Origin of the sequence: Sporichthya polymorpha DSM 43042 (assembly GCF_000384115.1) — a bacterium.
Classification (GTDB): Bacteria; Actinomycetota; Actinomycetes; order Sporichthyales; family Sporichthyaceae; genus Sporichthya; species Sporichthya polymorpha.
Window position 1 is genome coordinate 4,193,716 of sequence record NZ_KB913029.1, and the last position, 25,657, is coordinate 4,219,372.

General features: G+C 71.7%; 24 protein-coding genes and 4 tRNA genes. 20 read left to right on the forward strand and 8 right to left on the reverse strand.

Annotated features, from left to right (window positions below):
• Positions 1-153 precede the first annotated feature (153 nt).
• The 5 genes from SPOPO_RS0120420 to SPOPO_RS0120440 form a co-directional block, all read right to left on the reverse strand.
• Entirely contained in the window at positions 154-786 is a 633-nt protein-coding gene (locus tag SPOPO_RS0120420; protein WP_019876905.1) for a Fic family protein, read from the reverse strand.
• On the reverse strand, positions 786-926 hold the full coding sequence (locus tag SPOPO_RS34500; protein ID WP_156870091.1) for a hypothetical protein: 141 nt from the start codon (positions 924-926) through the stop codon (positions 786-788). Before SPOPO_RS34500 ends, SPOPO_RS0120420 begins: the two co-directional genes overlap by 1 nt.
• Before the next feature lie 188 nt (positions 927-1,114).
• Positions 1,115-1,189, reverse strand: a tRNA-Val gene (locus SPOPO_RS0120430).
• 16 nt (positions 1,190-1,205) lie between these two features.
• Positions 1,206-1,277, reverse strand: a tRNA-Cys gene (locus tag SPOPO_RS0120435).
• A gap of 38 nt (positions 1,278-1,315) precedes the next feature.
• Positions 1,316-1,388 (reverse strand) — tRNA-Gly (locus SPOPO_RS0120440).
• A gap of 124 nt (positions 1,389-1,512) precedes the next feature.
• On the opposite strand from SPOPO_RS0120440, the gene SPOPO_RS0120445 reads away from it, so the two are divergent.
• On the forward strand, positions 1,513-2,559 hold the full coding sequence (locus SPOPO_RS0120445; protein ID WP_019876907.1) for a chorismate-binding protein: 1,047 nt from the start codon (positions 1,513-1,515) through the stop codon (positions 2,557-2,559).
• Positions 2,556-3,383, forward strand: a complete 828-nt coding sequence (locus SPOPO_RS0120450) for an aminotransferase class IV (protein WP_019876908.1) — start codon at positions 2,556-2,558, stop codon at positions 3,381-3,383. The genes SPOPO_RS0120445 and SPOPO_RS0120450 overlap by 4 nt, the downstream gene beginning before the upstream one ends.
• A gap of 131 nt (positions 3,384-3,514) precedes the next feature.
• Here the strand turns inward: SPOPO_RS0120450 and SPOPO_RS0120455 are convergent, their stop codons facing one another.
• Positions 3,515-3,931, reverse strand: coding sequence for an SsgA family sporulation/cell division regulator (locus SPOPO_RS0120455; protein ID WP_033385126.1), 417 nt, complete (start codon positions 3,929-3,931; stop codon positions 3,515-3,517).
• Positions 3,932-4,506: 575 nt separating this feature from the next.
• Between SPOPO_RS0120455 and SPOPO_RS0120460 the strand changes: the two genes are divergently transcribed.
• The 7 genes from SPOPO_RS0120460 to SPOPO_RS30795 all read left to right on the forward strand — a co-directional run bounded on the left by SPOPO_RS0120460 (position 4,507) and on the right by SPOPO_RS30795 (position 12,076).
• Positions 4,507-4,578 (forward strand) — tRNA-Val (locus SPOPO_RS0120460).
• 148 nt (positions 4,579-4,726) lie between these two features.
• Positions 4,727-5,935, forward strand: coding sequence for a PP2C family protein-serine/threonine phosphatase (locus SPOPO_RS30785; protein WP_019876911.1), 1,209 nt, complete (start codon positions 4,727-4,729; stop codon positions 5,933-5,935).
• Positions 5,932-7,527: a sensor histidine kinase gene (locus SPOPO_RS30790; protein ID WP_019876912.1), complete on the forward strand. Its 1,596-nt coding sequence runs from the start codon at positions 5,932-5,934 to the stop codon at positions 7,525-7,527. The genes SPOPO_RS30785 and SPOPO_RS30790 overlap by 4 nt, the downstream gene beginning before the upstream one ends.
• 3 nt (positions 7,528-7,530) lie before the next feature.
• On the forward strand, positions 7,531-7,965 hold the full coding sequence (locus SPOPO_RS0120475; RefSeq protein ID WP_028984963.1) for a response regulator: 435 nt from the start codon (positions 7,531-7,533) through the stop codon (positions 7,963-7,965).
• Positions 7,966-8,051: 86 nt separating this feature from the next.
• Entirely contained in the window at positions 8,052-10,013 is a 1,962-nt protein-coding gene (gene thrS / locus SPOPO_RS0120480; RefSeq protein ID WP_019876914.1) for a threonine--tRNA ligase, read from the forward strand.
• Entirely contained in the window at positions 10,013-10,597 is a 585-nt protein-coding gene (locus SPOPO_RS0120485; protein ID WP_019876916.1) for an HIT family protein, read from the forward strand. Before thrS ends, SPOPO_RS0120485 begins: the two co-directional genes overlap by 1 nt.
• A gap of 102 nt (positions 10,598-10,699) precedes the next feature.
• Positions 10,700-12,076 carry a wax ester/triacylglycerol synthase family O-acyltransferase gene (locus tag SPOPO_RS30795; protein ID WP_019876917.1) on the forward strand — a complete coding sequence of 459 codons (1,377 nt, stop codon included), beginning with the start codon at positions 10,700-10,702 and terminating at the stop codon, positions 12,074-12,076.
• A 118-nt stretch (positions 12,077-12,194) separates the two neighbouring features.
• Here the strand turns inward: SPOPO_RS30795 and SPOPO_RS0120495 are convergent, their stop codons facing one another.
• Positions 12,195-14,348 (reverse strand): elongation factor G-like protein EF-G2, encoded by a 2,154-nt coding sequence (locus SPOPO_RS0120495; protein WP_019876918.1) that lies wholly within the window; start codon positions 14,346-14,348, stop codon positions 12,195-12,197.
• 223 nt (positions 14,349-14,571) lie between these two features.
• Here SPOPO_RS0120495 and pgsA point away from each other — a divergent pair, with 223 nt between their 5' ends.
• From pgsA to SPOPO_RS0120515, 4 genes are read left to right on the forward strand one after another with little or no spacing between them, the layout of a single operon-like run.
• The gene (gene pgsA / locus SPOPO_RS0120500) at positions 14,572-15,222 is read left to right on the forward strand and encodes a phosphatidylinositol phosphate synthase (RefSeq protein WP_019876919.1); all 651 of its coding nucleotides are present in this window, start codon (positions 14,572-14,574) and stop codon (positions 15,220-15,222) included.
• On the forward strand, positions 15,219-16,181 hold the full coding sequence (locus SPOPO_RS0120505; protein ID WP_019876920.1) for a phosphatidylinositol mannoside acyltransferase: 963 nt from the start codon (positions 15,219-15,221) through the stop codon (positions 16,179-16,181). The genes pgsA and SPOPO_RS0120505 overlap by 4 nt, the downstream gene beginning before the upstream one ends.
• Positions 16,181-17,365: a glycosyltransferase family 4 protein gene (locus SPOPO_RS0120510; protein ID WP_019876921.1), complete on the forward strand. Its 1,185-nt coding sequence runs from the start codon at positions 16,181-16,183 to the stop codon at positions 17,363-17,365. The genes SPOPO_RS0120505 and SPOPO_RS0120510 overlap by 1 nt, the downstream gene beginning before the upstream one ends.
• A gap of 12 nt (positions 17,366-17,377) precedes the next feature.
• On the forward strand, positions 17,378-17,917 hold the full coding sequence (locus tag SPOPO_RS0120515; RefSeq protein ID WP_019876922.1) for a LemA family protein: 540 nt from the start codon (positions 17,378-17,380) through the stop codon (positions 17,915-17,917).
• A gap of 24 nt (positions 17,918-17,941) precedes the next feature.
• Here the strand turns inward: SPOPO_RS0120515 and SPOPO_RS30800 are convergent, their stop codons facing one another.
• Positions 17,942-20,203: an acyltransferase family protein gene (locus SPOPO_RS30800; protein WP_019876924.1), complete on the reverse strand. Its 2,262-nt coding sequence runs from the start codon at positions 20,201-20,203 to the stop codon at positions 17,942-17,944.
• 276 nt (positions 20,204-20,479) lie between these two features.
• Between SPOPO_RS30800 and pdxS the strand changes: the two genes are divergently transcribed.
• The 7 genes from pdxS to yajC all read left to right on the forward strand — a co-directional run bounded on the left by pdxS (position 20,480) and on the right by yajC (position 25,653).
• Positions 20,480-21,391 carry a pyridoxal 5'-phosphate synthase lyase subunit PdxS gene (gene pdxS, locus SPOPO_RS0120525; RefSeq protein ID WP_033385128.1) on the forward strand — a complete coding sequence of 304 codons (912 nt, stop codon included), beginning with the start codon at positions 20,480-20,482 and terminating at the stop codon, positions 21,389-21,391.
• Complete coding sequence (gene pdxT, locus SPOPO_RS0120530) at positions 21,388-22,017, forward strand: pyridoxal 5'-phosphate synthase glutaminase subunit PdxT (RefSeq protein WP_019876926.1); 630 nt, start codon at positions 21,388-21,390, stop codon at positions 22,015-22,017. Before pdxS ends, pdxT begins: the two co-directional genes overlap by 4 nt.
• 19 nt (positions 22,018-22,036) lie before the next feature.
• Positions 22,037-22,789, forward strand: coding sequence for a YebC/PmpR family DNA-binding transcriptional regulator (locus SPOPO_RS0120535; RefSeq protein ID WP_019876927.1), 753 nt, complete (start codon positions 22,037-22,039; stop codon positions 22,787-22,789).
• 121 nt (positions 22,790-22,910) lie between these two features.
• A complete protein-coding gene (gene ruvC / locus SPOPO_RS0120540) occupies positions 22,911-23,450 on the forward strand; it encodes a crossover junction endodeoxyribonuclease RuvC (protein ID WP_019876928.1) in 540 nt (179 codons plus the stop codon).
• Entirely contained in the window at positions 23,447-24,073 is a 627-nt protein-coding gene (gene ruvA / locus SPOPO_RS0120545; RefSeq protein ID WP_019876929.1) for a Holliday junction branch migration protein RuvA, read from the forward strand. Before ruvC ends, ruvA begins: the two co-directional genes overlap by 4 nt.
• Positions 24,073-25,176 (forward strand): Holliday junction branch migration DNA helicase RuvB, encoded by a 1,104-nt coding sequence (gene ruvB, locus SPOPO_RS0120550; RefSeq protein ID WP_019876930.1) that lies wholly within the window; start codon positions 24,073-24,075, stop codon positions 25,174-25,176. The genes ruvA and ruvB overlap by 1 nt, the downstream gene beginning before the upstream one ends.
• Positions 25,177-25,308: 132 nt before the next feature.
• Positions 25,309-25,653 carry a preprotein translocase subunit YajC gene (yajC, locus tag SPOPO_RS30805; RefSeq protein WP_019876931.1) on the forward strand — a complete coding sequence of 115 codons (345 nt, stop codon included), beginning with the start codon at positions 25,309-25,311 and terminating at the stop codon, positions 25,651-25,653.
• Positions 25,654-25,657 lie beyond the last annotated feature (4 nt).

The window sequence follows — 25,657 nt, forward strand, 5'->3', positions numbered from 1 at the left end:
CTAGCGGGCGGATTGGATCACCGCTTCGCTCGCCCGCATCCAGGAGATTCGAATGAGCGTCCCGCACATGACCGGCTCACCATGGCCGAGGCGTCGGCGTACACCGGTTGCAGCGAACGCACGCTCCGCCGCTACGGCAGCGGCTGACGGGAGTCACTCACCGAAGGGGCGGACCCGCAGATAGGTGGCCAGGTCGTCGGGCTCGCGGTGCACGTCGAACTGTCGCAGGAGTTCGACGTATCGGCGCTTGTCGAATCCGTCGAACTGCCAGTCGTACTCTTCGAGGTCGCCGGTCTGCGCCGCGAGAAACACCAGGTCGCCGAGGAGCCGCGTCGTGCGCCCATTGCCGTCAGCAAACGGGTGGATCCGGACCGACTCAGCGTGAGCTGCCATCCCGAGCTGGCGGGGCGACCAGTGCCCCAGCGACCACCGGTACCGAATCGAATCGAACGACTGGACGAGGTCGGAGCTGATGTTCCAGGGAGCGACGCCGATGTTCAGTTCCCGGGTGCGGAACACGCCCGCCCAATCCCAGATCTCGCCGTAGAGCCGCTCGTGCAGCTCCCGGAGGAACCGGTCCGACAGGAGTTCATCGAGGGTCAGCGTCCCGTCGAGCACCGCGGGCACCAGGTACTCGCGGGTCTCCTGAACCTGGATGCCTTGCTCGAGGTCGAACACCGCTGCCTTGATCAGTGGTTCCCCGAGCAGCTCGCGCGCCCACGCCGTGAGGGCCGCTTCATCCTCAGCAGAGACCGGCGTCTCTCCGTACGCCGGTGTCAGCGACATCAGACTCGCGGGCGCCGCTCGTTGAGGAACTTCTGCACCTTGGCCGACCGGATGAAGCCGTCAGGCACCGTCCGGCGTTCCAGGGCTGCGGACGCCTTCGTGGACCGGGCAGCGAACCGCTCCACGGCTTCCTTACTCACGATGCGACGGTTCACGACTCGCCTCCTCTCGGCCACACGATCAGGCCTGCGAATCGATGGTAGCGCCGGCCGACCGCAGCACTGCAGGAGTCGAGCACGCCGCGAGCGAGGAATGGAACGGGATCTTCCAGATATGTTCCAGAAATGACGTCAGCCCCGGCGAAAACCGGGGCTGACTGGGGTTTTACTGGTGGGCGTTACTGGGATTGAACCAGTGACCTCTTCCGTGTCAGGGAAGCGCTCTCCCGCTGAGCTAAACGCCCGGGTTTGGTGGGTGCGAGGCCGGAGCGGGAATCGAACCCGCGTACAGGGCTTTGCAGGCCCTTGCCTAAGCCACTCGGCCATCCGGCCAGGGGTGTTGCCCTGGGGTAGCCCGTCGGCCACCTTCGAGCGGACGACGGGATTCGAACCCGCGACCCTCACCTTGGCAAGGTGATGCTCTACCAACTGAGCCACGTCCGCGCGGTCCGCTTCGATCCGGGGATCTCTGCGGTGCGAGTCAGAACAATAGCCCATCCGTCGCACTGGTTCTCAACAACCTCCACGTTGAGTCGCGCGGTCGGGGGAGCGGGGTAGGTTGCCGCAGGTGAGCGCCGCGGACGAGCCGCTGTTCAGCGGTGGTGGAGTCGTCGCCCAAGGGCTGGTGGACGTCACCGACGACCCGGCCGCGCTCGACTCCGCGGGCTTCTGGGCGGTGCTCGCGACCTTCGAGGGCGAGATCATCTGCGCCCGGTTCTCCGACGTCCGGCCCGGGGCCCCGGAGGCCGGCCCGTGGATCGGGCCGCGCCGCGAGGACTGGACCACCTCGCTGGACGAGCCGGCCTACACCGCGGCCGTCGACGCCATCCGCGCGCGCATCGCGACCGGCGAGGTCTACCAGGCCAACCTCTGCCGGATCGTCTCCGCGCCCCTCCCCGACCCCGCCCGGGCGGACGTCACCGGCCTCGCCGCGCGCCTCGCGGCCGGCAACCCCGCCCCCCACGCCGGGCTGCTCCGGCTGCCCGCCCGGAACGTGCACGTCGCCGGTGCCTCGCCCGAACTGTTCCTGCGCCGCTCCGGCGACATCGTGGAGTCCAGCCCGATCAAGGGCACCGGCCGGGGGAGCGGGGACCTCCGCGAGAAGGACCGGGCCGAGAACGTGATGATCGTCGACCTCGTCCGCAACGACCTCGGCCGCGTCTGCGAGACCGGCTCCGTGACCGTCCCGGCACTCTGCGCGGTCGAACCGCACCCTGGGCTCGTCCACCTCGTCTCGACCGTCCGCGGCCGTCTCCGGGCCGACGCGGGGTGGCCCGACCTCCTGACGGCGACCTTCCCCCCGGGCTCGGTCACCGGCGCCCCGAAGCTGGCCGCCCTCGACGTCATCCGCGACTACGAGCCGGTGCCCCGCGGGCCCTACTGCGGTGCTCTCGGCTGGGTGGACGCCGACGCCGGCACCGGGTCCCTCGCGGTCGCCATCCGGACGTTCTGGCGCACCGGCGACGTCCTCCGTTTCGGCACCGGCGCCGGCATCACCTGGGGGTCCGACGCGGCCGCCGAGTGGGCCGAGACCGAACTCAAGGCCGAGCGCCTCCTGGGCCTGGCGTCGGGCGCGCCGGAGGTCGTCAGCACGAGCCGCGGAGGAGTCACGTGAAGGTCTGGGTCAACGGCGCGATGGTCGACCGCGACGCCGCGACGGTGTCGGTCTTCGACCACGGCTTCACCGTCGGGGACGGTGTGTTCGAGACGACAAAGGTCGTCGACGGAACGCCCTTCGCGCTCACCCGGCATCTCACCCGGTTGGCCGCGTCGGCCACGGCGATGGGACTGCCCGTCCCCGACGACACCGTGGTCCGCACCGCGGTGGCCGACGTTTGCGCACAACTCGGGTCGAATCCGGGCAGAGTGCGCATCACGCTCACCGCCGGCGAGGCCCCGCTCGGGTCCGGTCGCGGAGACGCCGAACCGACCCTCGTCGTCGCCGCGTCACCCATGTCGCCGTGGCCCGCGACCGAGTCCGTCGTGCTCGTCCCGTGGGTTCGCAACGAGCGCTCGGCGGTCGCCGGCGTGAAGACGACCTCCTACGGCGACAACGTCGTCGCCCTCGCCCACGCGCACTCCGCGGGGGCCGGGGAGGCCCTGTTCGCCAACACGATCGGCGAGCTCTGCGAGGGCACCGGGACGAACGTCTTCCTCGTCCACGACGGGGTCGTGCGCACGCCTCCGCTGACCTCCGGCTGCCTCGCCGGCGTCACGCGCGCACTCGTGCTCGCCTGGTGCCCAGAGGTCCGTGAGGAGCGCCTGACGCCCGCCGACCTTGCCACCGTCGACGAGGTCTTCCTGACCTCGTCGACGCGTGACGTCCAGGGCGTCGCCGCCGTGAACGACCGTCAGTTGGCGAATGCGCCCGGGCCGGTCACGACCTCCGTTGCGGAGGTGTTCGCGCGAAATGCGGCGAACGATCCCGATCCGATCTGAAAGATCATTATCTGATCATTCGTCACAAGAGCGACTGCTCAAGATCATCTGTCCCGGCACAATGACGGTGGGGCGTCCCGAAGGACGCCCCACCGTGGGTTCGTTGCGCGCGGGGCCGGACCCGCGGAGCCTCAGCTCTCGGCGATCAGCTGCGTGAGCGCGGCGTCGATGTCCAGGTGCATGGACTCCGAGCCGGCCGGCACCGTCGCGTAGGTGCGGTCCAGGAAGGTGGACAGTTCGGGCGCGGGGGCCTCCAGCAGAGCTTCGCCCTCGGGCGAGCTCAGGGAGATGTAGACGACCTGCACACCGGCCTCGCTGGAGGGCCACACGCGGACGTCGCCGAGACCGGCGTCGTCGCGGAGACCAGCGGCGAGCAGGTCGCGGGCGAAGACCCACTCGACCGTGTCGCCCGCCGCGTGGAACGTGGCGTGGATGGCGTAGGGATCTGCAAGGTCGTACCGCAGCGCCGCGGGGACCGGCAGGGCTGCGTCGCCTGCGACCAGAAGGCGCAAGCGAAGCTCGCAGGTGACCGAAGACTCTGCCTTCATCTGCGTGCCGTACCTCTCTCGAATGGTGCTCGGCGGTTTGCCCGGCCTCTCCGGGACACCGGCTGCGTTGCCGCTGCCGGACCCAGGGAGTCAAACCTCGCCGTGCTGTGGTGGTTCACGCTGTACAACGTCCGTCGCAACCTCAGGTCACTGTGTATCGCCATGATTCTTCGAGGGCAACGGCCGCGCGGAAACGCAATGTCCGGGCAACGTCGGGCGGCGTCGGCCCGAGCAAGATCTATTCCCGCTACGGGCCGGAATCGAACGTGTCCGATTTGTGCCCCATTGTCCTGCGTGAATGCGGACGCACCTGGCATGACGGGCTCGCAGAGGGTGCCGGAGGGGCGTGCGGTCGAACACCCCCGCATCGCGCTAATAGGGCACTTGGCCAGGGCCGTTGTCGATCATGGTCCAGCGAAGTTTGAACTCCGCTTGGCGTGTGGAATCCAGTGCCATTGTCATGAGCAGCGAGGGCCCGACCGACACTTGCTGGCCGCCCGGACCACCACCGGCGGTGGTCCCGGGCGGGCATCGGCGGGTGGGCCGGGCTCCGGTATGGTGGCGCTCCTCATCCCGGGCGATTAGCTCAGCGGGAGAGCGCCCCGCTCACACCGGGGAGGTCACTGGTTCGAACCCAGTATCGCCCACGGAACGCAGCGTCCCCGTGACGCTGTTTGTTCGAGGTTCCGCCCCGGGGCCCGGCTCCGAGGCGCGCGAACGAGCACGACGGTCACCAGGACCGCCCCGGGCTCCGGTCGTTGACCGCTGTCTGGATCGAAGGGCTCGGGAGATGACGTGGACGCGGCGCTGACTCCGCCGACCGCCGCGCCGGCCTTCGACCCGAAGATGCAACTGGTGTTGGTCGAGGACGATCCGGGCGACGCGACGCTGGTCCGGGACATGCTCGACGAGGTCGAGCCCGACCTCTCCGTGCACTGGGTGCGCTCGATCGGCGAGGCCGTCGACGTCCTCTCCCCGGACACCCGCTGCGTGCTGCTCGACCTGGTGCTGCCCGACGCGTCCGGCTTCGACGGCCTCGAGCGCGTGCTCGCCGCCGCCCCGCGGGCGGCCGTGATCGTGCTGACCGGCTTCTCCGACTCGGCCAAGGGCAGCGAGGCCGTCTCCCGGGGCGCGCAGGACTACCTCAACAAGAGCCAGGTCGACCCCGAGCTGCTCGGGCGGGCGGTCCGGTACGCGATCGAGCGGCGCGCCGCGCAGGACACCGCCCGCGAGCTCGCGCAGGCGGAGGCCCGCGCCGCAGAGAACACCCGACTGGAGCGCGGCCTGCTCCCGACGCCGCTGCTGCACGACGGCTCCGTCGAGGTCCTCCAGAGCTACCGGCCCGGCCGCGACCGGGCCCTGCTCGGCGGCGACTTCTACGACATCGTCCAGTGCGAGGACGGCTCCCTGTTCGCGATGATCGGCGACGTCAGCGGCCACGGCCCGGACGAGGCCGCGCTCGGGGTCTGCCTGCGCGTCGCGTGGCGGACGTTGGTCCTGGCCGGCACCGACGAGGACCGGATCCTCCCGCTGACCGCCGAGGTGCTGATCCACGAGCGGTCCGCCGAGGAGGTCTTCGCGACCGCCTGCATGGTGTGCATCACCCCCGACCGGCGTAGCGCCCGGGTCTACCTCGCCGGCCATCCGGCGCCGGTCCCGCTCGGCGGCGCGCCCGTCGAGCTCCCCGTCGGGGCACCGCTCGGCGTCCTCGAGGGCGAGCACTGGACGCCCGGCGATCTCGCGCTCGACCCCGGCTGGCGGCTGATGCTCTTCACCGACGGTCTCATCGAGGGCCTGACCGGCTCCGACGGCGAACGCCTCGGCGTCGAGGGCCTGAAGACGCTCCTCGCCGACGCCCGCGCGGGGGAGCGCCCGCCCGCCGAGTGGCTCACCGCCCTGCTCGACCGCGTCCGCGAGTTGAACCGGGGAGCGCTCGCCGACGACCTGGCCGTGCTCGTGCTGTCGGAGTGCGCGGACGACGGCGCGCCCCAGGGGGCTCCGTGATCCCCCGCCGGCTCCGGCCGCGCACGCTGCGGGCCGGGCTCCGGATCGTCCTGCTGTCCCTGCTCCTGCTGCTCCTCGCCGGCGCGGCGGTCGTCGCCGGGGAGCTGACCCGGGTGGACGACGACGTCGACACCCTGGTCGACGAGATTTCACCCGCTCGCATCAGCGCCGAGTCCCTCGCGGCGGCGTACCTGGACCAGGAGACCGGGATCCGCGGGTTCGTGCTCTCGGGCGAGAACTCCGCGCTGCGGCCGTACGCCGAAGGCCGACGGACGGCCGCCACGGACGACGCCGAGATCCGTCGCCTGCTCGGCGACCGGCCGCAGGTGATCGCCGCGCTCGACGCGATTCAGCAGGCGGGCGACCGGTGGCGGACCGAGTACGCGGATCCGGCGGTCACCGCCGTCCGGAGCGACCGTCCCGGGCAGCGTCCCGACGAGGACGTCGGACAGGCGCGCTTCGACGACATCCGCGGGCAGTTCGACGCGCTGAACGCCTCGCTCAGCGCCGAGCGTGCCCTCGCCCGCGACCGCGTGACCGACGAGATGAACCGGCTGCGGGTCTTCGGCCTGCTGGCCCTGGGGGCGGCAGTGCTCGCCGGGTTCGCCGTGTGGCTCGCGCTGCGCCGGCTCGTGCTCACCCCGCTCGACCGTCTCGGGGCCGAGACCCGCGTGGTGGCTCGCGGCGAGTTCGGCCGGCCGGTCAGCGTCAGCGGTCCGGCGGAGATCCGTCGGCTCGGGACCGACGTCGAGGACATGCGGCGCCAACTCGCCGAGGCCCTCGCCGAGGCGCGCCGCGCGGAGGACGAGGTCCGCGCCCAGGCCGAGGTGCTCTCGCTGCAGACCGACGACCTCCGGCGCTCGAACGAGGAGCTCGAGCAGTTCGCCTACGTCGCTTCGCACGACCTGCAGGAGCCGCTGCGCAAGGTGGCGAGTTTCTGTCAGATGCTGCAAAGGCGGTACCAGGGGCAGCTCGACGAACGCGCCGACCAGTACATCGAGTTCGCGGTCGACGGCGCGAAGCGCATGCAGCAGCTGATCAACGACCTGCTCGCCTTCTCCCGTGTCGGGCGGTTCACCGACGCCATGGTCCCGGTCGACACCGCCGAGGTCGCTCGGCGCGCGGCGGACGCCCTCGACCAGACCCGCGAGGAGGCCGGCGCCGAGATCGAGATCGGAGACCTGCCGACCGTCCCCGGCGACGAGGCGCTGCTGACCCAGGTGTTCCAGAACCTGATCGGCAACGCGATCAAGTTCCGCTCGCCCGAGCGGCCGGCCCGGATCCGGGTCAGCGCCGAGCCCGAGGGGGAGTTCTGGCACTTCCGGTGCGAGGACAACGGGATCGGGATCGACCCCCAGTACGCCGATCGGATCTTCGTGATCTTCCAGCGGCTGCACAGCAAGGATCAGTACACCGGGACCGGCATCGGCCTGTCCTTGTGCAAGAAGATCGTCGAGTACCACGGTGGGCGGATCTGGCTGGACACCGAGCGCAACGGTGCCCCGGGCAGCGTCGTGCACTGGACCCTGCCGGTGGAGCCGGCGCCCGTCAGCACGGCGGCTGCGATCGCAGCCGCCAACGGAGAGGTGTGAGTGATGGTGGCCGACCTGATCGAGGTCCTGCTCGTCGAGGACGATCCCGGTGACGTGCTGATGACCCGCGAGGCCTTCGCCGACAACAAGGTGAAGAACAACCTCAACGTGGTCACCGACGGCGTGGAGGCCCTGGCCTTCCTCCGCCGGGAGGGCAAGTACGCCGACGCCCCGTACCCCGACCTGATCCTGCTCGACCTCAACCTGCCGAAGAAGGACGGGCGGGAGGTCCTCGCCGAGATCAAGGCCGACGAGAAACTCGCGCACATCCCGGTGGTCGTCCTCACCACCTCGGGCGCGAACGAGGACATCCTCTCGAGCTACCGGCTCCACGCGAACGCGTACGTGACCAAACCGGTCGACTTCGAGCAGTTCATCCGCGTCGTCCGGCAGATCGACGACTTCTTCGTGGGCGTGGTGAAACTGCCTCGGCCGTGACGGTCCCCGCTGGATAGCATCGGTGGCCGCCCGCGGCCGTCGTGGGCGCATTGAGATCCGTACTCATCAACAGGTCAGGAGTTCCCGTGTCCGAGGTCAGCATCACCGTTGCCGGAGCGCAGCGATCGGTGCCGGCCGGGACGACGGCCGCCGACCTGTTCGCCGAGGACCGGGCGGTCATCGCGGCGAAGGTGAACGGCGTCGCGCGGGACCTCACCCACGTCGTCGACGCCGGGGACGAGGTCGAGGAGATCCGCAACGACTCCCCGGAGGGTCTCGCGATCGTCCGGCACTCGTGCGCGCACGTCCTCGCCCAGGCGGTCCAGGAGCTGTTCCCCGAGGCGAAGCTCGGCATCGGTCCGCCGATCGAGAATGGGTTCTACTACGACTTCGACGTCAAGAACCCCTTCACCCCGGAGGACCTCAAGCGCCTCGAGAAGCGCATGCAGGAGTTGGTGAAGGAGCGTCAGACCTTCGGTCGACGCGAGGTTTCCGACGACGACGCGCGCGCGGAGCTGGCCAACGAGCCGTACAAGCTGGAGCTGATCGGCCTCAAGGGCAGCGGCGGCGAGGCGGCCGAGGGCGCGAACGTCGAGGTCGGCGCCGGCCAGCTCACCATCTACGACAACCACCGCAAGGACGGCTCGCTGGCGTGGAAGGACCTCTGCCGGGGTCCGCACGTCCCGACCACCGGGCACATCCCGGCGTTCAAGCTGATGCGCAGCGCCGCCGCGTACTGGCGGGGGAGTGAGAAGAACCCGCAGCTGCAACGCGTCTACGGCACCGCGTGGGACACCCGCGAGGCGCTGAAGGACTACCAGACCCGGCTCGAGGAGGCCGCCAAGCGCGACCACCGCAAGCTCGGCGCCGAGCTCGACCTGTTCTCGTTCCCGGACGAGGTGGGCTCAGGCCTCGCGGTCTTCCATCCGAAGGGCGGCGTGATCCGCCGCGTGATGGAGGACTACTCGCGGCAGCGGCACGTCGAGGCGGGCTACGAGTTCGTCAACACCCCGCACATCACCAAGGGGCATCTGTTCGAGGTCTCGGGGCACCTCGACTGGTACGCCGAGGGCATGTTCGCGCCGATGGAGATGGACGGCGCGGACTACTACCTCAAACCGATGAACTGCCCGTTCCACAACCTGATCTTCCGCAGCCGCGGGCGCTCGTACCGCGAGCTGCCGCTGCGGCTGTTCGAGTTCGGCACCGTGTACCGGAACGAGAAGTCCGGCGTCGTGCACGGCCTGACCCGCGCGCGTGGCTTCACCCAGGACGACGCGCACATCTACTGCACCCGCGAGCAGATGCGGGACGAGCTGATCCTGACCCTGCGCTTCGTGCTCGACCTCCTGCGCGACTACGGCCTCGACGACTTCTACCTCGAGCTCTCGACCAAGGACCCGGTGAAGTTCGTCGGCACCGACGAGGACTGGGAGGAGGCGACCGAGGTCCTGCGCGAGGTCGCGCTCTCCGAGGGTCTCGAACTCGTGATGGACCCGGGCGGCGCGGCGTTCTACGGCCCGAAGATCTCCGTCCAGGCCAAGGACGCGATCGGCCGCACCTGGCAGATGTCCACCATCCAGCTCGACTTCAACCTGCCCGAGCGGTTCGAGCTCGAGTTCCAGGCCGGCGACGGCACCCGCCAGCGTCCGGTGATGATCCACCGCGCGCTGTTCGGTTCGATCGAGCGCTTCTTCGGCGTCCTCGTCGAGCACTACGCGGGCGCGTTCCCCCCCTGGCTCGCGCCGGTCCAGGTCGTCGGCATCCCGATCGGTGACGCGCACGTCCCGCACCTGCGCGAGGTCGTCGCGCAGCTGCGGGCCCAGGGGATCCGCGCCGAGGTCGACGAGGCCGACGACCGGATGCAGAAGAAGATCCGCAACGCGCAGAAGCAGAAGATCCCGTTCATGCTCCTGGCCGGCGACGAGGACGTCGAGGCGGGTGCGGTCTCGTTCCGCTACCGCAACGGCGAGCAGAAGAACACCGTCCCGGTGGCCGACGCGGTCGCCGAGATCGTCGCCGCGGTCCGCGACCGTATTCAGGTCTGATGGGGGGTCAGGAACAGTGCGGGCCAGCGCCGGAGGAACAGGACGGCGTCGGCATCGACGACTCGTTCGCGCGCCTGTGGACCCCGCACCGGATGGCCTACATCAAGGGCGAGAACCGGGCGGACGGCACCGAGTCCGCGGGTTGCCCGTTCTGCCGGATTCCGACCCTCGGGGACGCCGAGGGCCTGATCCTGCGGCGGGGGAAGTCGGCGTACGTCGTCCTCAACCTGTACCCGTACAACCCGGGCCACCTGATGGTCGTCCCGGTCCGGCACGTGGCGGATTACGCGGACCTGACCGCCGAGGAGTCCGCCGAGGTCGCCGAGCTGACGCGGCAGGCCCTGGTCGCGCTGCGGACGGCCACGGGGGCGCACGGCTTCAACGTCGGCATGAACCTCGGCACGGTGGCGGGCGCGGGCATCGCGGCGCATCTCCACCAGCACGTGGTCCCGCGCTGGGGCGGCGACACGAACTTCATGCCGGTCGTCGGGCACACCAAGGTGCTGCCGCAGCTCCTCGGCGAGACGCGGACTGTGCTCACCGAGGCCTGGCCGACCGACGACACCACGTCCTGGGGCGTCTGACCCGTCCGGGTGAGATCCGGCCGACGTTCATGCGGCCGTTACGGCGCCGTCACGGCGCGGTCCTAGGCTGACGCCGACGACGACGGAAGGGGGAAAGCCGCCGTGGCCGCCTGGACACTGAGTCCGCTCGACATCTCGTTCCTGAGCCTGGAGTCGCCCGCGACGCCGATGACCATCGGCGCCGTCGCCGTGCTGGACGCCGCCGACGCCGATTCGGCCGCCCTCCTTGCGCTGCTGCGGGAGCGGGCCGAGATCATCCCGCGCCTGCGCCGCCGGCTGCGCTCGGAGCTGTTCCCGGTGGTCGGCGCCAGCTGGGTCGAGGACCCGGAGTTCCGCGTCGAGCACCACGTCCGGCTGCACCACGCGGTGGGGACGGGCGAGCCCGCGGAACTCAACGCCTGGGTCGCGCGCACGATGGCCACGCAGCTGGACCGCAACCGCCCGCTGTGGGAGATCCACCTCCTCGACGGCCTCGCCGGGGGACGCGCCGGGCTGCTGTTCAAGGTCCACCATGCGTTCCTCGACGGCCTCGGGACCGGCGGGCTGGCCTACGCGCTCTCCGACGGCGGCTCGCCGGACCACGTCCCGGCCCCCGCGCCCGGCCCGGGCACGTCGCCGCGGCCCGGTCTGGACCCCCGGCGCCTGCTCGGTCCCCTGGCCGGGCTCGCCGACCCGCCCGCGCTGGCCCGCACCGCCGCCCGGGCGCTCTCGACCGCGACCGGCGTGATCACCCACATGACGACCGCCGGCCCGGGCTTCCCGTTCGACACCGTCGTCTCCCCGGCGCGCGCGTTCGCGACCACCTCCGTGGCGCTCGAGGACCTGCGAGGCCTGCGCGCGGTCGCACGGGGGAGCGTCAACGACATCGGGATCGGCGTCGTCGCCGGCGCGCTGCGGACCTGGCTGCAGAACCACCACTACCGACCCGACGACCTGCGCCTGCGCGCCCTCGTCCCCGTCGCCCGCGAGCGCGAGCCCGGCAGCGGATCGGGCAACTCGTTCTCGGCCTTCCTGCTCGAACTGCCCGTCCACGTCGACGATCCGGTGGAGCGCATCCGCGCCGTCTCCGAGGAGATGTGCCGGCACCGCGCGGTCGGTCCTGAGGGCGGCGCCGGTGCTCTGGCCGGTCTGACGAATCTGCTCCCGCCCGCCGCCGTCCGGCTCGGCGGCCCGACGGTCGCCCAGGCCGCGTCCAAGCTCTTCGACATGCTGATCACCACCGTGCCGGTCCCGCGCCCCCTGCGCCTCGGCGGCGTCCCGATCGTCGAGGTCTACCCCCTCGCCCCGCTCGGCCCGAACCAGCCGCTCGCGATCGGCTGCTCCAGCTACGCCGGTCGGATGCACGTCGGCTTCAGCGTCGACCCGATCGTCGTCCCGAACCCGGAGCAGCTCGCCGCCGCCGTCCCCGCCGAGCTCGCCGCCCTCCGCACCGTCGCCGGCCTCCGCGCCCCCGCCCCGCGAGTCCCCGCCCCGCGCTGACGCCCTCCATGTCGAAAAAGGGTGACACCCCCTACTGCGCAGTAACAAGAAAGGGTGACACCCCCTACTGCGCAGTAAGGGGTGTCACCCTTTCTTGACGTCGGTGCCGAAGCGGGTGCTACTCCGCGGCGCGGACCTTCTCCGCGATGTGGCTGGGCATCGGTTCGTGCCGGACGTACTTGCGGCTGAACGTGCCGGTGCCGTGGGAGAGGGAGCGGAGGTCGATGGCGTAGCGGCAGATCTCGATCTGCGGCACCTCGGCCAGGATCTTCGTCCGCCCGCTGGACCCGACCGGCTCGGAGCCGAGGACGCGGCCCCGGCGGGTCGAGAAGTCGCCCATGATCGCGCCGACGTAGTCGTCCGCGACGAGAACGGCGACCTCGTCCACCGGCTCGAGCAGGGTCACCTGCGCCTTCTCCGCGGCGTCCTTGAGCGCGAGCGCGCCCGCGGTCTGGAACGCCATGTCGGAGGAGTCGACGCTGTGGGCCTTGCCGTCGTGCAGCGTCACGCGGATGTCCTGCACGGGGTATCCGGCGATGACGCCGCGCTCCATCTGGGTGCGCACACCCTTCTCCACCGACGGGATGAACTGCCGGGGGACCGCGCCGCCGACGACCTTGTCGACGAACTCGAACCCCGAGCCCGAGGGCAGCGGCTCCACGGTGATGTCGCAGACCGCGTACTGGCCGTGGCCGCCGGACTGCTTGACGTGCCGGCCGTGGCCCTCGCCGGTGGACGCGAAGGTCTCTCGCAGCGACACCTTCAGCGGGACGCTGTCGACGGCGACGCCGTAGCGGTTCGTCAGACGGTCCATCAGAACGTCGAGGTGCGCCTCGCCCATGCACCACAGGACGAGCTGGTGGGTGTCGGTGTTGTGCTCCAGCCGCAACGTCGGGTCCTCGGCCAGCAACCGGTTCAGGCCCTGGGAGAGCTTGTCCTCGTCGGCCTTCGACTTCGCGACGACCGCGACGGGCAGCAGCGGCTCCGGCATGGTCCACGGCTGCATCAGCAGCGGCGCGTCCTTGCTGGAGAGGGTGTCGCCGGTCTCGGCCTTCGTCAGCTTCGCGACCGCGACGACGTCGCCGGCCACCGCGGACTGGATCGCGCGCTGGGTCTTGCCCAGCGGGCACGTGAGGGCGCCGATCTTCTCGTCGATGTCGTGGTCGTCGTGGCCACGGTCGGCCAGGAAGTGCCCCGACACGTGGACGGTCTGGTCGGCGTGGATCGTGCCGGAGAAGATGCGCACCAGCGAGATCTTTCCGACGTAGGGGTCCGACGTCGTCTTCACGACCTCCGCCACCAGCGGCCCGTCCGGATCGCAGGTGAGCGCCGGGCCGGGCTGCCCGTCGATCGTGGTCACCGCGGGCACGGGGTGCTCGAGCGGGGACGGGAACGCCTGGGTCATGATCTCGAGCAGCTCGGTCATCCCGACGCCGTTCATCGGGTTCACCGGCAGCACCGGGTAGAAGGAACCGCGCGCGACCGCGGTCTCGAGGTCGTCGATGAACACCTTGAGGTCGATCTCCTCGCCGCCGAGGTAACGGTCCATCAGGGTCTCGTCCTCGCTCTCGGCGATGATCCCCTCGATGAACGTGTTGCGGGCGTCCTCGATCTCCATCCGAAGCTCCTCGGACGCCTTCGACTCACTCCGCGACCCCGAGGAGTAGTCGTAGACGCACTGCGAGAGCAGGCCGACGAGACCGGTCTGGACGCCGTCGGCGCCGAGCTGCGGCAGGTACGCCGGCAGGACGTTGTCGCCGAACGCGTCCTGGCACATGGCGATGACGCCGTCGAAGTCCGTGCGCCCGTTGTCGAGCTTGGTGACGACCACCGCCCGCGGCATGCCCACGGCGGCGCACTCGTCCCAGAGCATCTTCGTGGTGCCGTCGATGTCCTCGGCCGCGGAGATGATGAACAGGGCCGCGTCGGCCGCCCGGAGACCCGCACGCAGGTCGCCGACGTAGTCGGCGTACCCGGGGGTGTCGAGCAGGTTGACCTTGATGGGCCCGTCGGGTTCGGAGACCACGATCGGTTCGAGCGAGAGGTTGACCGAGCGCTGCTGCCGGATCTCGGCCTCGTCGAAGTCGCTGACGGTGGTGCCGTCCTCGACCCGGCCGAGCCGGGTCAGATTGCCAGTTGCCAGGAGCAGGGATTCCACGAGCGTCGTCTTGCCGGCTCCCGTGTGGCCGACCAGCACCACGTTGCGGATGCGTCCCGGCTGGTCGGCCTCCGGTGCCCTGCCGGCGTTCGGAGTGTTGGACTTGTCGGCCATGCGCCACCTCCTCGTGACCCAGGGGGCGCGCAGTCCTTCCGCAAGTCGCTCTCGGGGCAGTTTCCGGTCCGGATCACGCGCCCGTGCGTCCTGGCAGCTTCCTCCGAGTCCGGCGGCGGGACAAGGGGGACCCGTGGGATTTCCGGGCGGTCCGCGTGGCCCGCGGGGCGGCCCGGGGTCCGCTGACTAGCATTGCCTGCGGCAGCGGAGGACCGGGAGAACGATGCTCAACAAGTACGCGCGAGCGTTGTTCGGCCGAATTTTCACGCCGATCGCGCGCGGTCTGGTGCGCCTCGGCGTGAGCCCCGACGTGGTGACCATCGTCGGTACGCTCGGCGTGATGGCCGGTGCCCTCCTCCTGTTCCCCCGGGGAGAGTTCTTCTGGGGGACGATGGTGATCACCGCCTTCGTCTTCTCGGACATTCTCGACGGGCTCATGGCCCGGATGACCGACCGTTCGTCCACCTGGGGCGCGTACCTGGACTCGACGCTCGACCGGTTCGGCGACGCCGCGGTCTTCGGCGGCCTGGCGATGTGGTTCGCCGGTGGCGGGGACAACGACCTGCTCTGCGCGCTGTGCCTGTACAACCTGGCCGCCGGATCGGTTGTCTCCTACGCCAAGGCCCGGGCCGAGGGCCTCGGGATGACGGCGAACGTCGGCATCGCCGAGCGCTCGGACCGGCTCGTGCTGATCCTCGTCGCCACCGGCTTCCAGGGCGTCGGCGTGCCGGGCGTCCAGCGGGCGGCGCTGATCATCCTCGCCGTCGCCAGCACGATCACGTTGTTCCAGCGCATGCTGATGGTCCGCAAGCAGGCCCTGGCCGGGGCGGCGAACGCCTCGGCCCCGCTGGCGACCGACCCGGGCCCCGCGTGACCGGGCTGGCGCAACGTGTCGGCGCCGCGGCCTACCTGACGGGATGGCGGGTCGTGCGCCACCTGCCCGAGCCGGTGGTCCGTGCGGGCTTCCGTCGTGCGGCCGACGTCGCGTGGCGGCGCCGCGGCCGCGGCGTGGTGCAGCTGGAGCGCAACCTGGCCCGCGTGCTCGGCGTCGCGCCGGAGACACCGGCCGTGCGTGAGCTGTCCCGGGACGCGATGCGCTCGTACCTGCGCTACTGGTCCGAGGTCTTCCGCATGCCGTCGTGGGACGCCGACGAGGTCCTGCGCCGCATCCGGGTCGAGGGCGAGGAAAGCCTGCGTGCGGAGCTGGACCTCGGCGTCGGGGTCGTGCTCGCCCTCCCGCACTGCGCGAACTGGGACCACGCCGGCGCCTGGGTCGTCGGTGCGGGCATGCCGTTCACCACGGTCGCCGAGCGGCTGAATCCGCCTCAGCTCTACGACGCCTTCGTCGCCTACCGGCAGAACCTCGGCATGGAGGTCCTCCCGCTCGACAAGAACTCCGGCGTCGAGGCGTTCGCGACCCTCGCCCGCCGACTGCGGGACGGCAAGCTCGTCGCGCTGGTCGCGGACCGCGACCTGACCGAATCGGGCATCGAGGTCGAGTTCTTCGGCCACACCGCGCGGATGCCCGGCGGCCCGGCGGCGCTCTCGGTCAGCACCGGCGCGGGCCTGGTCCCCGTGACCCAGTGGTACGACGGCAAGGTCATGCACCTGCGGATCCACCCCAAGATCCACCAGCCCACGCACGGCCGCCGGCCGGAGCGCGTCGCCGCGATGACCCAGTCGCTCGCGGGTGTCTTCGAGGCCGCGATCCGCGCCCACCCCGCCGACTGGCACATGCTGCAACGCCTGTGGGTCGACGATCTGAGGCTGCGTCATCACGCGGCGACTCCGCGCCGCCAGCACGCCGCCTCCGGCCGGGAGAGGCCCGCCTGATGCGCGTCGGCCTGGTCTGCCCCTACGCCTGGGAGGTCCCGGGCGGGGTGCAGGCGCACGTCCGCGACCTCGCCGAGGCCCTGCTCGGGCTGGGTCACGAGGTGTCGGTACTCGCCCCTGCCGACATCCCCGAACCGGGGGAGCCCTCGGACCTCCCGCCGTATCTCGTCCCGACCGGCCGGGCGATCCCGGTGCCCTACAACGGCTCCATCGCCCGGGTGGCGTTCGGCCCGGTCACCAAGGCGCGGGTCCGGCGCTGGGTCCGCGACGGCGGGTTCGACGTCCTGCACGTCCACGAGCCGGCCGTGCCGAGCATCTCCGCGCTGGCCTGCTGGGGCGCGAGCGGCCCGATCGTGGCGACCTTCCACATGAGCAACGGCCGCTCCCGCGCGATGGCCGCCGCCCACGGCGTGCTCCAGCCGACGCTGGAGAAGATCTCGGCCCGCATCGCCGTCTCCGAGCCGGCCCGGCAGACCCTCGTCGAGCACCTCGGCGGCGACCCCGTGCTGATTCCCAACGGCGTGGCCCTCGCCCGCTTCGCCCGCGCCGAGCCGATGCCCGGCTGGCCGGGCGAGGGCGGCGCGATCGGCTTCCTCGGCCGCTTCGACGAGCCGCGCAAGGGCTTCGACATCCTCGTGGCGGCGATGGAACAGTTGGTGGTCTCCCGGCCCGGTCTGCGGCTGCTGGTCGCCGGCCCCGGCGACGCCGACGCGGCGCTCGCGGCGATGTCCCCGGCGGTCCGCGAGCGGGTCACGATGCTCGGCCTGGTCGACGAGCCCGCGAAGGAGCGCATGCTGCGCTCGGTGGACCTCTACGTCGCTCCGAACACCGGCGGCGAGAGCTTCGGCATCATCCTCACCGAGGCGATGTCGGCCGGGACGCCGGTCGTCGCCAGCGACATCGACGCCTTCCGCCGGGTCCTGGAGGACGGCACCTGCGGCGCGCTGTTCCCGGTCGGGGACGCCGACGCCCTGGCCGCGACGCTGGCCGACCTCCTCGACGACCCCGCGCGCCGGGCCGTGATCGCCGGCGAGGCCTCCCGCACCGTGGCGCGCTACGACTGGGCCCAGGTCGCGGCGGACGTCGTCGCCGTCTACGAGACGGTCACCGCGGGGACGACCGGCGTCGTCGAGGACACCCGGACCCAGCGCCTCGCGCGCCTGGTCGGGCTCTCCACCAGCTGACGCGGGGGAGCCGTGCACCCCGACGTCCTGTGGTTCGTCCTGGCCCTCGTCCTGGCCGGGGTCTACCTGAGCTGGACCGCGGGCCGGCTCGACCGCCTGCACGCCCGCGGGGACGCCTCCCGCGCCGCCCTCGACGCCCAGCTCGTCCGCCGGTCGGCGGTCGCGATGGAACTGGCCACCTCCGGCCTGCTCGACCCCGCCTCCGCGCTGCTCATCGCCGACGCCGCCCACGCCGCCCGGCAGGCCGAGGGCGAGGACCGGCCCCCGGCCGAGAGCGACCTCTCGCGCGCCCTGCGGGCGGCCCTCGACCAGCCGCAGCAGTTCGAGGAGCTCACCAGCACCGCCGACGGCCGCCAGCTCGTCGACGAGCTCGAGGCCGCCGCCCGCCGGGTCGGGATGGCGCGGCGGTTCCACAACGACGCCGTCGCCGCGGCCCGGGCGCTGCGGAGTAAGCGCCACGTCCGGTACCTGCGCCTGGCCGGCCACGCGCCGCCGCCGTTGACGTTCGAGTGTGACGACGCCCCGCCGGAGTGCCTCGCGCGCGTGCTCTGACCCGCGGAGCCCCGGGCGCTGCGGTCAGTCCGCGGATCCGCCCGCCGGGACGTCGGACTCGATCGTCGGGACCGGGGTCGGCGTCGGCGGCGGCGGCGGCGGAGGTGCCGGGGTCGGCGTCGGGTCGGCCGGGGGCGGGGGAGCCGGGGTCTCGGGGGCCGGGGTGGGTACCGGCGTGCCCGGCGCGGGCGTGGGCGTCGCCGGGGCGGGTGTCGGCGTCGGCGCGGGGGCCGCGACCGGGCTGCGTGCCTCCGCGTAGACGACGATCGGCTCCAGCAACGGCGCCAGCCACTTCGAGAACGTCTTGGTGATGTGGTTGTCGTCCCGGTAGACGAGCATGTTGCCGACGATCGCCGGGCACTTCTCGCGGGCGCAGATCCAGTCGGTGGTCGGCAGCAGGTCGAACCCGGAGGTCCGCAGGGCGGAGGCGAGCGTGCTCGCCCGCGTCGCGGTCGCCTTGTACCCGGCGTCGCGGGTGTACACGCAGCGGCGGACGTCCTTGAGGTTGTCCGCGACGCATTCCACCGGGTCGTGCGGGGCGGTCGGGTTGTCCCCGAGGACGACGACGAGCGCACCGCTGGCCCGCAGCGCGGTCAGCGTCTCCACGGTGGCCTTGGCCCACTCGGCGTCGTTCTCCTTGACGCCGACGTTGAGGTCCGCCTGGCCGACGACCACGAGCGCCGGGCCGAGCTTGACGATCTCCTCGACGCGTTCCTTCCGCCAGGTCGGGCACTCGGTGTACGCGCGGCGGAGCACGTCGGAGTGCGGGGTGACCGCGGCGACCGGGCAGGCGGACTTCGTGCGCTGCAGCAGCTTCCACCCGCGGGCGGTGGCCAGGTCGTTCAGCGGTGCGAACCACTGGGCGGCATGGGAGTCGCCGAGCAGCACCATCGTGCGCGCGGCCGGGGCGTCGGTCTTGCCGAACGAGCAGTTCGCCGGGTGCGCCACGGTGCGGAAGTCGAGGTGGCAGCCGTTGGCGTAGTCGTTGTCGGCCTCGGCCTTCTCCAGGCGGGGTGTGAGGTTGCTCGGCACCTGCTGGACGCCAAGCCCGGCTTCCAGGGCCGCGGTCACGGTCGTCGCCTGGGACTTCCCGGCGGACGCCGTCACCGGGGCGGCCTCGGCGGGCTCACCGGAGCCGTTCAGCGCGGGCAACGTCGCGGCGAACACGACCGCGGCGAGGGCGGTGGCCGCCGACAGACCGAGCCCCGGCGCGAGCCAGATCGGCTTGCGCAGCGAGAGTTGGCGGATCGGCCGTTCGACCAGCACGAACGAGACCACCGACAGGGCAACGGCGATGACGATTGCCACCAGCGTCCACTGCGTGGTCAGCGGCTTGTCGATGGCCAGCGGCAGGAAGACCAGCACCGGCCAGTGCCACAGGTACAGCGAGTACGAGAGCATGCCGACCCACTGCGCGGGCGGGGTCCCGAGCAGGGCCTCGGCGCCCGCGGCGTGCTGACGCGCGCCGCCGGCGATGACCAGGGCCGCGCCGAGCACCGGCAGCAGCGCCGCGCTGCCCGGGAACTCCGTGCGGTCGTCGAACAGGAACCCGGCGGCGGCGATCATCGCCAGGCCGGCCCAGGAACCCGCGACCGCGGCCGTCCGTGGCACCTTGAGCATGGCCGGGGCGAAGAGGGCGATCAGGCCGCCGATCCCGAACTCCCAGGCCCGGGTGCTCAGCGAGTAGTAGGCGTCGACGGCGTTGTCCGGCGTCATCGTGATCGAGCGCAGCAGCGAGACCGCCACCACCAGGCACAACGCGCCGATCAGCGCCACGCGGCGGTACGCCCGGTTCACCAGCACGAGGGCGAGCACGAGCAGCGGGAGCCCGATGTAGAACTGCTCCTCGATCGACAGCGACCAGTAGTGCGTCAGCGGGGACGCCGCGTTGTCGGAGCGCAGGTAGTCCTCGCCCTCGGCGGCGAGGTGGAAGTTCATGACGTACAGCGCGCTGAAGATCGCGTCCGTGGAGATGTCCTCGGCGTGCAGCGAGTTGCTCCACAGCCGGGCCGCCACCAGCACCGACAGCGTCACCAGCGCGGCCGCCGGCAGCAGCCGCTTCATCCGGCGTACGTAGAACTCGACCAGCTGCACCCGCCCGTGCTTGCGCTGGGACTCGAAGAGCAGGCGGGTGATCAGGAAGCCCGAGATGACGAAGAACACGTCGACGCCGACGAAGCCGCCCGTCATCCACAGCAGATCCGCGTGGTAGCAGAGGACCAGGAGGACGGCGACAGCCCGGAGCCCCTCGATGTCCGGGCGAAAGCTGCGCTCGGACGCGAACACCGGGGCAGGAACCTCTCGTCGGACGGACCGGGACCCGAGCGGACTCCCGAAGATCGACGGTAACCGTGGCCGGGAGCGCCGCCGCAGGGCGTTCAGCATTTCGCGAACGCATTTTTGCCGCTCCTGGACAAGGTGGCCAGACCCACGCTAACCGAAAGCGTTGCCCGTCACGGCGGCCCTGCCCGCCGCGCGGACGTCGGGCCTGATCAGCGCGCCTAGAATGACGCCGATCAGCCGATCAGGGAGCAAGCCCCACCGCGACACGAAGGACCCGCGTTGTCCAGCCCCGAGAACCCCCCGACCACTCCTGTGCACGGCACCGCGCGCGTGAAGCGCGGCATGGCCGAGATGCTCAAGGGCGGCGTGATCATGGACGTCGTCACGCCGGAGCAGGCCAAGATCGCCGAGGACGCCGGCGCGGTCGCGGTCATGGCGCTGGAGCGCGTGCCCGCCGACATCCGGGCCCAGGGCGGCGTGGCGCGCATGTCCGACCCCGACATGATCGACGGGATCATCGCCGCGGTCTCCATCCCCGTGATGGCCAAGACCCGCATCGGGCACTTCGTCGAGGCCCAGGTCGTGCAGAGCCTCGGCGTCGACTACATCGACGAGTCCGAGGTCCTCACCCCGGCCGACTACGCCCACCACATCGACAAGTGGCAGTTCACCGTGCCGTTCGTGTGCGGGGCGACCAACCTGGGCGAGGCGCTGCGCCGCATCACCGAGGGCGCGGCGATGATCCGCTCCAAGGGCGAGGCCGGCACCGGGGACGTCTCCAACGCCGTCACCCACATGCGCACGATCACCGCGGAGATCCGCCGCCTGAGCTCCCTGCGCCCCGACGAGCTGTACGTGGCCGCCAAGGAGCTCCAGGCGCCGTACGAGCTGGTCCGCGAGGTGGCCGAGGCCGGCCGCCTGCCCGTCGTCCTGTTCACCGCCGGCGGCATCGCGACCCCGGCCGACGCGGCGATGATGATGCAGCTCGGCGCGGACGGCGTCTTCGTCGGCTCCGGCATCTTCAAGTCCGGCAACCCGGCCCAGCGGGCCGAGGCGATTGTGAAGGCCACGACCTTCTACGACGACCCGGACGTTCTCGCGAAGGTCTCGCGCGGGCTCGGCGAGGCGATGGTCGGCATCAGCGTCGCCGACATCCCCGTGCCGCACCGGCTCGCCGAGCGGGGCTGGTGAGCCCGAACCCGGCCGGCGGACCCCGCATCGGGGTCCTCGCTCTGCAGGGTGACGTGCGCGAGCACGTCCGGATCCTGGACTCCCTCGGCGCCCGGGCGGTCCCCGTGCGCCGGGAGTCCGAGCTCGCCGCCGTCGACGGGCTGGTCCTCCCCGGCGGGGAGTCGACGACGATCGTCAAGCTGGCGGTCGCCTTCGATCTGCTCGAACCGCTACGGGCCGCGATCAAGGGCGGGCTGCCGGTCTACGGCTCGTGCGCCGGGATGATCCTGCTCGCCGATCGGCTCACCAACGGGGGAGGGGCGGACGGGATCGAGGGTCAGCCGACCATCGGCGGCCTGGACGTCCTCGTCCGGCGCAACGCCTTCGGTCGCCAGGTCGACTCGTTCGAGTCCGACCTCGAGGCCCCCGAGCTCCCCGAGCCGGAGCGTCCGTTCCGCGCCGTGTTCATCCGGGCGCCCTGGGTCGAGGAGGTCGGGCCGGACGTCACGGTCCTGGCCCGCGAACCCCGCGCCGATAGGATCGTCGCCGTCCGTCAGGGCGAGCTGATGGCCACGTCCTTCCACCCGGAACTGACCGGGGACGACCGCGTGCACCGGTACTTCGTCGACCTGGTGCGAACCAGCTGAGCCAACCGGGAGACGCAACATGTCGGGTCATTCCAAGTGGGCGACGACCAAGCACAAGAAGGCCGTCATCGACGCCCGCCGCGGAAAGATGTTCGCCAAGCTGATCAAGAACATCGAGGTCGCGGCCCGCACGGGTGGCGGTGACCCCGCCGGCAACCCGACGCTCTACGACGCCATCCAGAAGGCGAAGAAGTCCTCGGTTCCCAACGACAACATCGACCGCGCGGTCAAGCGCGGCTCCGGCGCCGAGGCCGGCGGCGCGGACTACCAGACGATCATGTACGAGGGCTACGGCCCGAACGGCGTCGCGGTGCTGATCGAGTGCCTCACCGACAACCGCAATCGCGCCGCCTCCGAGGTTCGCGTCGCGGTCACCCGCAACGGCGGGTCGATGGGCGACCCCGGGTCGGTGGCCTATCTGTTCTCCCGCAAGGGCGTCGTGATCGTGCCGAAGGGCTCGTTGACCGAGGATGACGTCCTCGGCGCGGTCCTCGACGCGGGCGCCGAGGAGGTCAACGACCTCGGCGAGGCGTTCGAGGTGATCAGCGAGGCGACGGACATGGTCGCGGTCCGCACCGCGCTCCAGGAGGCGGGGATCGACTACGACTCCGCCGACGCCAACTTCCTCCCGAGCATGACCATCCCGCTCGACGAGGACGGCGCCCGCAAGGTCTTCCGCCTGATCGAGGCCCTCGAGGATCTCGACGACGTCCAGAACGTCTACGCGAACTTCGACGTCAGCGACGACGTCCTCGCGCTGATCGACGCCTGACGCTTCCACCGCGCCGGTCTCGGCGCGTCGCCGCCGGAATCGGGGCGCCCGCCCCGTACCGTTGGTTCCGAACGTATGTTCGGGCAGTGTGTTCGGTGGCGTGTTCGGTGGCGGGAGGGACGTGCGCGTACTGGGGGTCGACCCGGGGCTGACCCGGTGCGGCATCGGTGTCGTCGACGGACAGCCGGGCCGGCCCATTTCGCTCGTCGACGTCGTCGTGGTCCGCACCCCGCCGACCGACGACATCGGCGCCCGGCTGCTCGGGGTCGAGCGCGAGCTGGAGCGCATGCTCACCACGCACCAGCCGGACGCGGTGGCCGTGGAGCGGGTGTTCAGCCAGCACAACGTGCGGACGGTGATGGGGACCGCCCAGGCCGGGGCGGTGGCGATCGTCGCCGCGGCCCGGCACGGGATCCCCGTCGCCCTGCACACCCCGAGCGAGGTCAAGGCCGCGGTCACCGGCAGCGGCCGGGCGGACAAGGACCAGGTCGGGGTCATGGTGACCCGCCTGCTGCGCCTCGACGCCGCTCCGAAGCCCGCCGACGCGGCCGACGCCCTCGCGCTCGCGATCTGCCACCTGTGGCGCGGCGCGGCCAATTCCCGCCTGTCGGCGGCGGCTGCGAAGGTGCCCGTGTCCCGACTGCCGAGGGGAACCAGATGATCAGCTTCGTCGCCGGGCGGGTCGCCGCCCTGGGCCCGGACGCCGCCGTGGTCGAGGTCGGGGGCATCGGGCTCTCACTGAGCTGCACACCGAACACGCTGGCGAACCTGCGGCTCGGGGAGCGCGCGCACCTGCCGGCCGCGCTCATCGTGCGGGAGGACTCGCTGACCCTGTTCGGCTTCGCCGACGAGGACGAGCGGGTCGTCTTCGAGCAGCTGATGTCGGTCAGTGGCGTCGGGCCGCGCCTGGCCCAGGCGATGCTCGCCGTCCACGACCCGGACGCGTTGCGCCGGGCGGTCTCCACCGAGGACCTCAACGCCCTGACGAAGGTGCCGGGCATCGGGCGCAAGGGCGCGCAGCGCATCGTGCTGGAGCTCAAGGACCGGCTCGGGCCGCCCCGCGGCGCTGCGGCGTCCGTGCCGGCGCAGGCCGGCCCGCCGGCGTCCGGCTGGCGCGAGCAGGTGCACGGTGCGCTGCTCAACCTCGGCTGGTCGGCGCGGGAGGCCGAGTCGGCGCTCGACGTCGTGCAGGCCGAGGCCGAGGAGACCGGCCTCGACACCACCTCGACCCAGGTCGCGGTGCTGCTGCGAATGGCGCTCAAGACGCTCGGCCGGGCCACCTGATGGCGCGTCAGAACCGTGACGACCTCGACGGGGCCGAGAACCTCGTCGCCGCCGAGGCGGCGATCGACGAGCAGGAGATCGAGGCGGCGCTGCGGCCGAAGCGGCTCGCGGAGTTCGTCGGCCAGCAGCGCGTCCGCGAACAGCTCTCGCTCGTCCTCGACGCCGCCAAGCTGCGCAACCGCCCGCCGGACCACCTGCTGCTCTCCGGCCCGCCCGGGCTGGGCAAGACGACGCTGGCGATGATCGTCGCCGCCGAGCTCGGCATGCCGCTGCGGGTCACCAGCGGCCCCGCCATCCAGCACGCCGGCGACCTGGCGGCCCTGCTGTCCTCGCTCAGCGAGGGCGAGGTCCTGTTCCTCGACGAGATCCACCGGATGGCCCGCCCCGCCGAGGAAATGCTGTACATGGCGATGGAGGACTTCCGCGTCGACGTCGTCGTCGGCAAGGGCGCGGGCGCGACCGCGATCCCGCTGGAGATCCCGCCGTTCACGCTCGTCGGCGCGACGACGCGCGCGGGTCTGCTGCCCGGGCCGCTCCGCGACCGGTTCGGCTTCACCGCGCACATGGACTTCTATTCCCCGGCGGAGCTGGAGCAGGTGCTGCGCCGGTCCGCCGGGCTGCTCGACGTCCCGCTCGACCGGGACGGGGGCACCGAGATCGCCGGGCGGTCGCGGGGGACCCCACGCATCGCGAACCGACTGCTGCGCCGGGTGCGGGACTACGCCCAGGTCCGGGCCGACGGCGTCGTCACCGCCGACGTCGCCGCGGCCGCGCTGACGCTCTACGACGTCGACGAGGCCGGGCTGGACCGGCTCGACCGCGCCGTGCTGGACGCCCTGGTCCGCCGGTTCGGCGGTGGCCCGGTCGGGCTGTCGACGCTCGCCGTGGCCGTGGGCGAGGAGACCGAGACCGTCGAGGAGGTCGCCGAGCCGTTCCTGGTCCGCGCCGGCCTGCTCGCCCGCACGCCGCGGGGCCGGGTCGCGACGACCGCCGCCTGGTCACATCTTGGTCTCGTTCCGCCGCCGGGAAATCCCGCGCTCGGGAGCGTCGGCGGGGTCGTGGGCAGCGCGGCGCAGCCGGTGCTGTTCGACAACAACCCCTGAGCCGTACGTGAGGCCGGGAGCGTCGCGGGGTCGGCGTTAACGGGGCGGCAAAGAACACGGGATTAGACTCGGCGCGGCTCCGGCCGGGCCAGTGTTTCCCGCCCCGATGTGACGGAAGGACCTCGCGTTCCCGTGGAATTGATCCTGCCCTTCCTCCTCATCTTCGCGGCGTTCTACCTGCTGATCCTCGGACCGCGCCGCGCGCAGGCGCGCCGCGCCGCGGACCTGGAGAAGAACCTCCGCCCGGGCGTCGAGCTCATCACCACCTCCGGCATCTTCGGCACGGTCACCCGGGTCGAGGAGGAGGAGGTGCGCCTCGAGATCGCCCCCGGCGTCGAGATCCGCCTCCTCAAGGGTGCGATCGGCAAGTTCCTCGACCCGGACGCGGGCGGGACCGACGGGTCGGCGAGCACCGCGCTGCCGGGCGAGAAGACCGACGAGAGCGGTTCGGGTTCCGGCCCGTCCTCGTCCAACTGACGAG

Excerpts from the sequence above, each read along its gene's own strand:
- SPOPO_RS0120420 (WP_019876905.1), bottom strand. The coding sequence starts at position 786 with ATGTCGCTGACACCGGCGTACGGAGAGACGCCGGTCTCTGCTGAGGAT.
- SPOPO_RS0120455 (WP_033385126.1), bottom strand. The coding sequence starts at position 3,931 with ATGAAGGCAGAGTCTTCGGTCACCTGCGAGCTTCGCTTGCGCCTTCTG.
- SPOPO_RS0120475 (WP_028984963.1), top strand. The coding sequence starts at position 7,531 with ATGGTGGCCGACCTGATCGAGGTCCTGCTCGTCGAGGACGATCCCGGT.
- SPOPO_RS0120485 (WP_019876916.1), top strand. The coding sequence starts at position 10,013 with ATGGGGGGTCAGGAACAGTGCGGGCCAGCGCCGGAGGAACAGGACGGC.
- SPOPO_RS0120495 (WP_019876918.1), bottom strand. The coding sequence starts at position 14,348 with ATGGCCGACAAGTCCAACACTCCGAACGCCGGCAGGGCACCGGAGGCC.
- pgsA (WP_019876919.1), top strand. The coding sequence starts at position 14,572 with ATGCTCAACAAGTACGCGCGAGCGTTGTTCGGCCGAATTTTCACGCCG.
- SPOPO_RS0120510 (WP_019876921.1), top strand. The coding sequence starts at position 16,181 with ATGCGCGTCGGCCTGGTCTGCCCCTACGCCTGGGAGGTCCCGGGCGGG.
- SPOPO_RS0120535 (WP_019876927.1), top strand. The coding sequence starts at position 22,037 with ATGTCGGGTCATTCCAAGTGGGCGACGACCAAGCACAAGAAGGCCGTC.
- ruvA (WP_019876929.1), top strand. The coding sequence starts at position 23,447 with ATGATCAGCTTCGTCGCCGGGCGGGTCGCCGCCCTGGGCCCGGACGCC.
- ruvB (WP_019876930.1), top strand. The coding sequence starts at position 24,073 with ATGGCGCGTCAGAACCGTGACGACCTCGACGGGGCCGAGAACCTCGTC.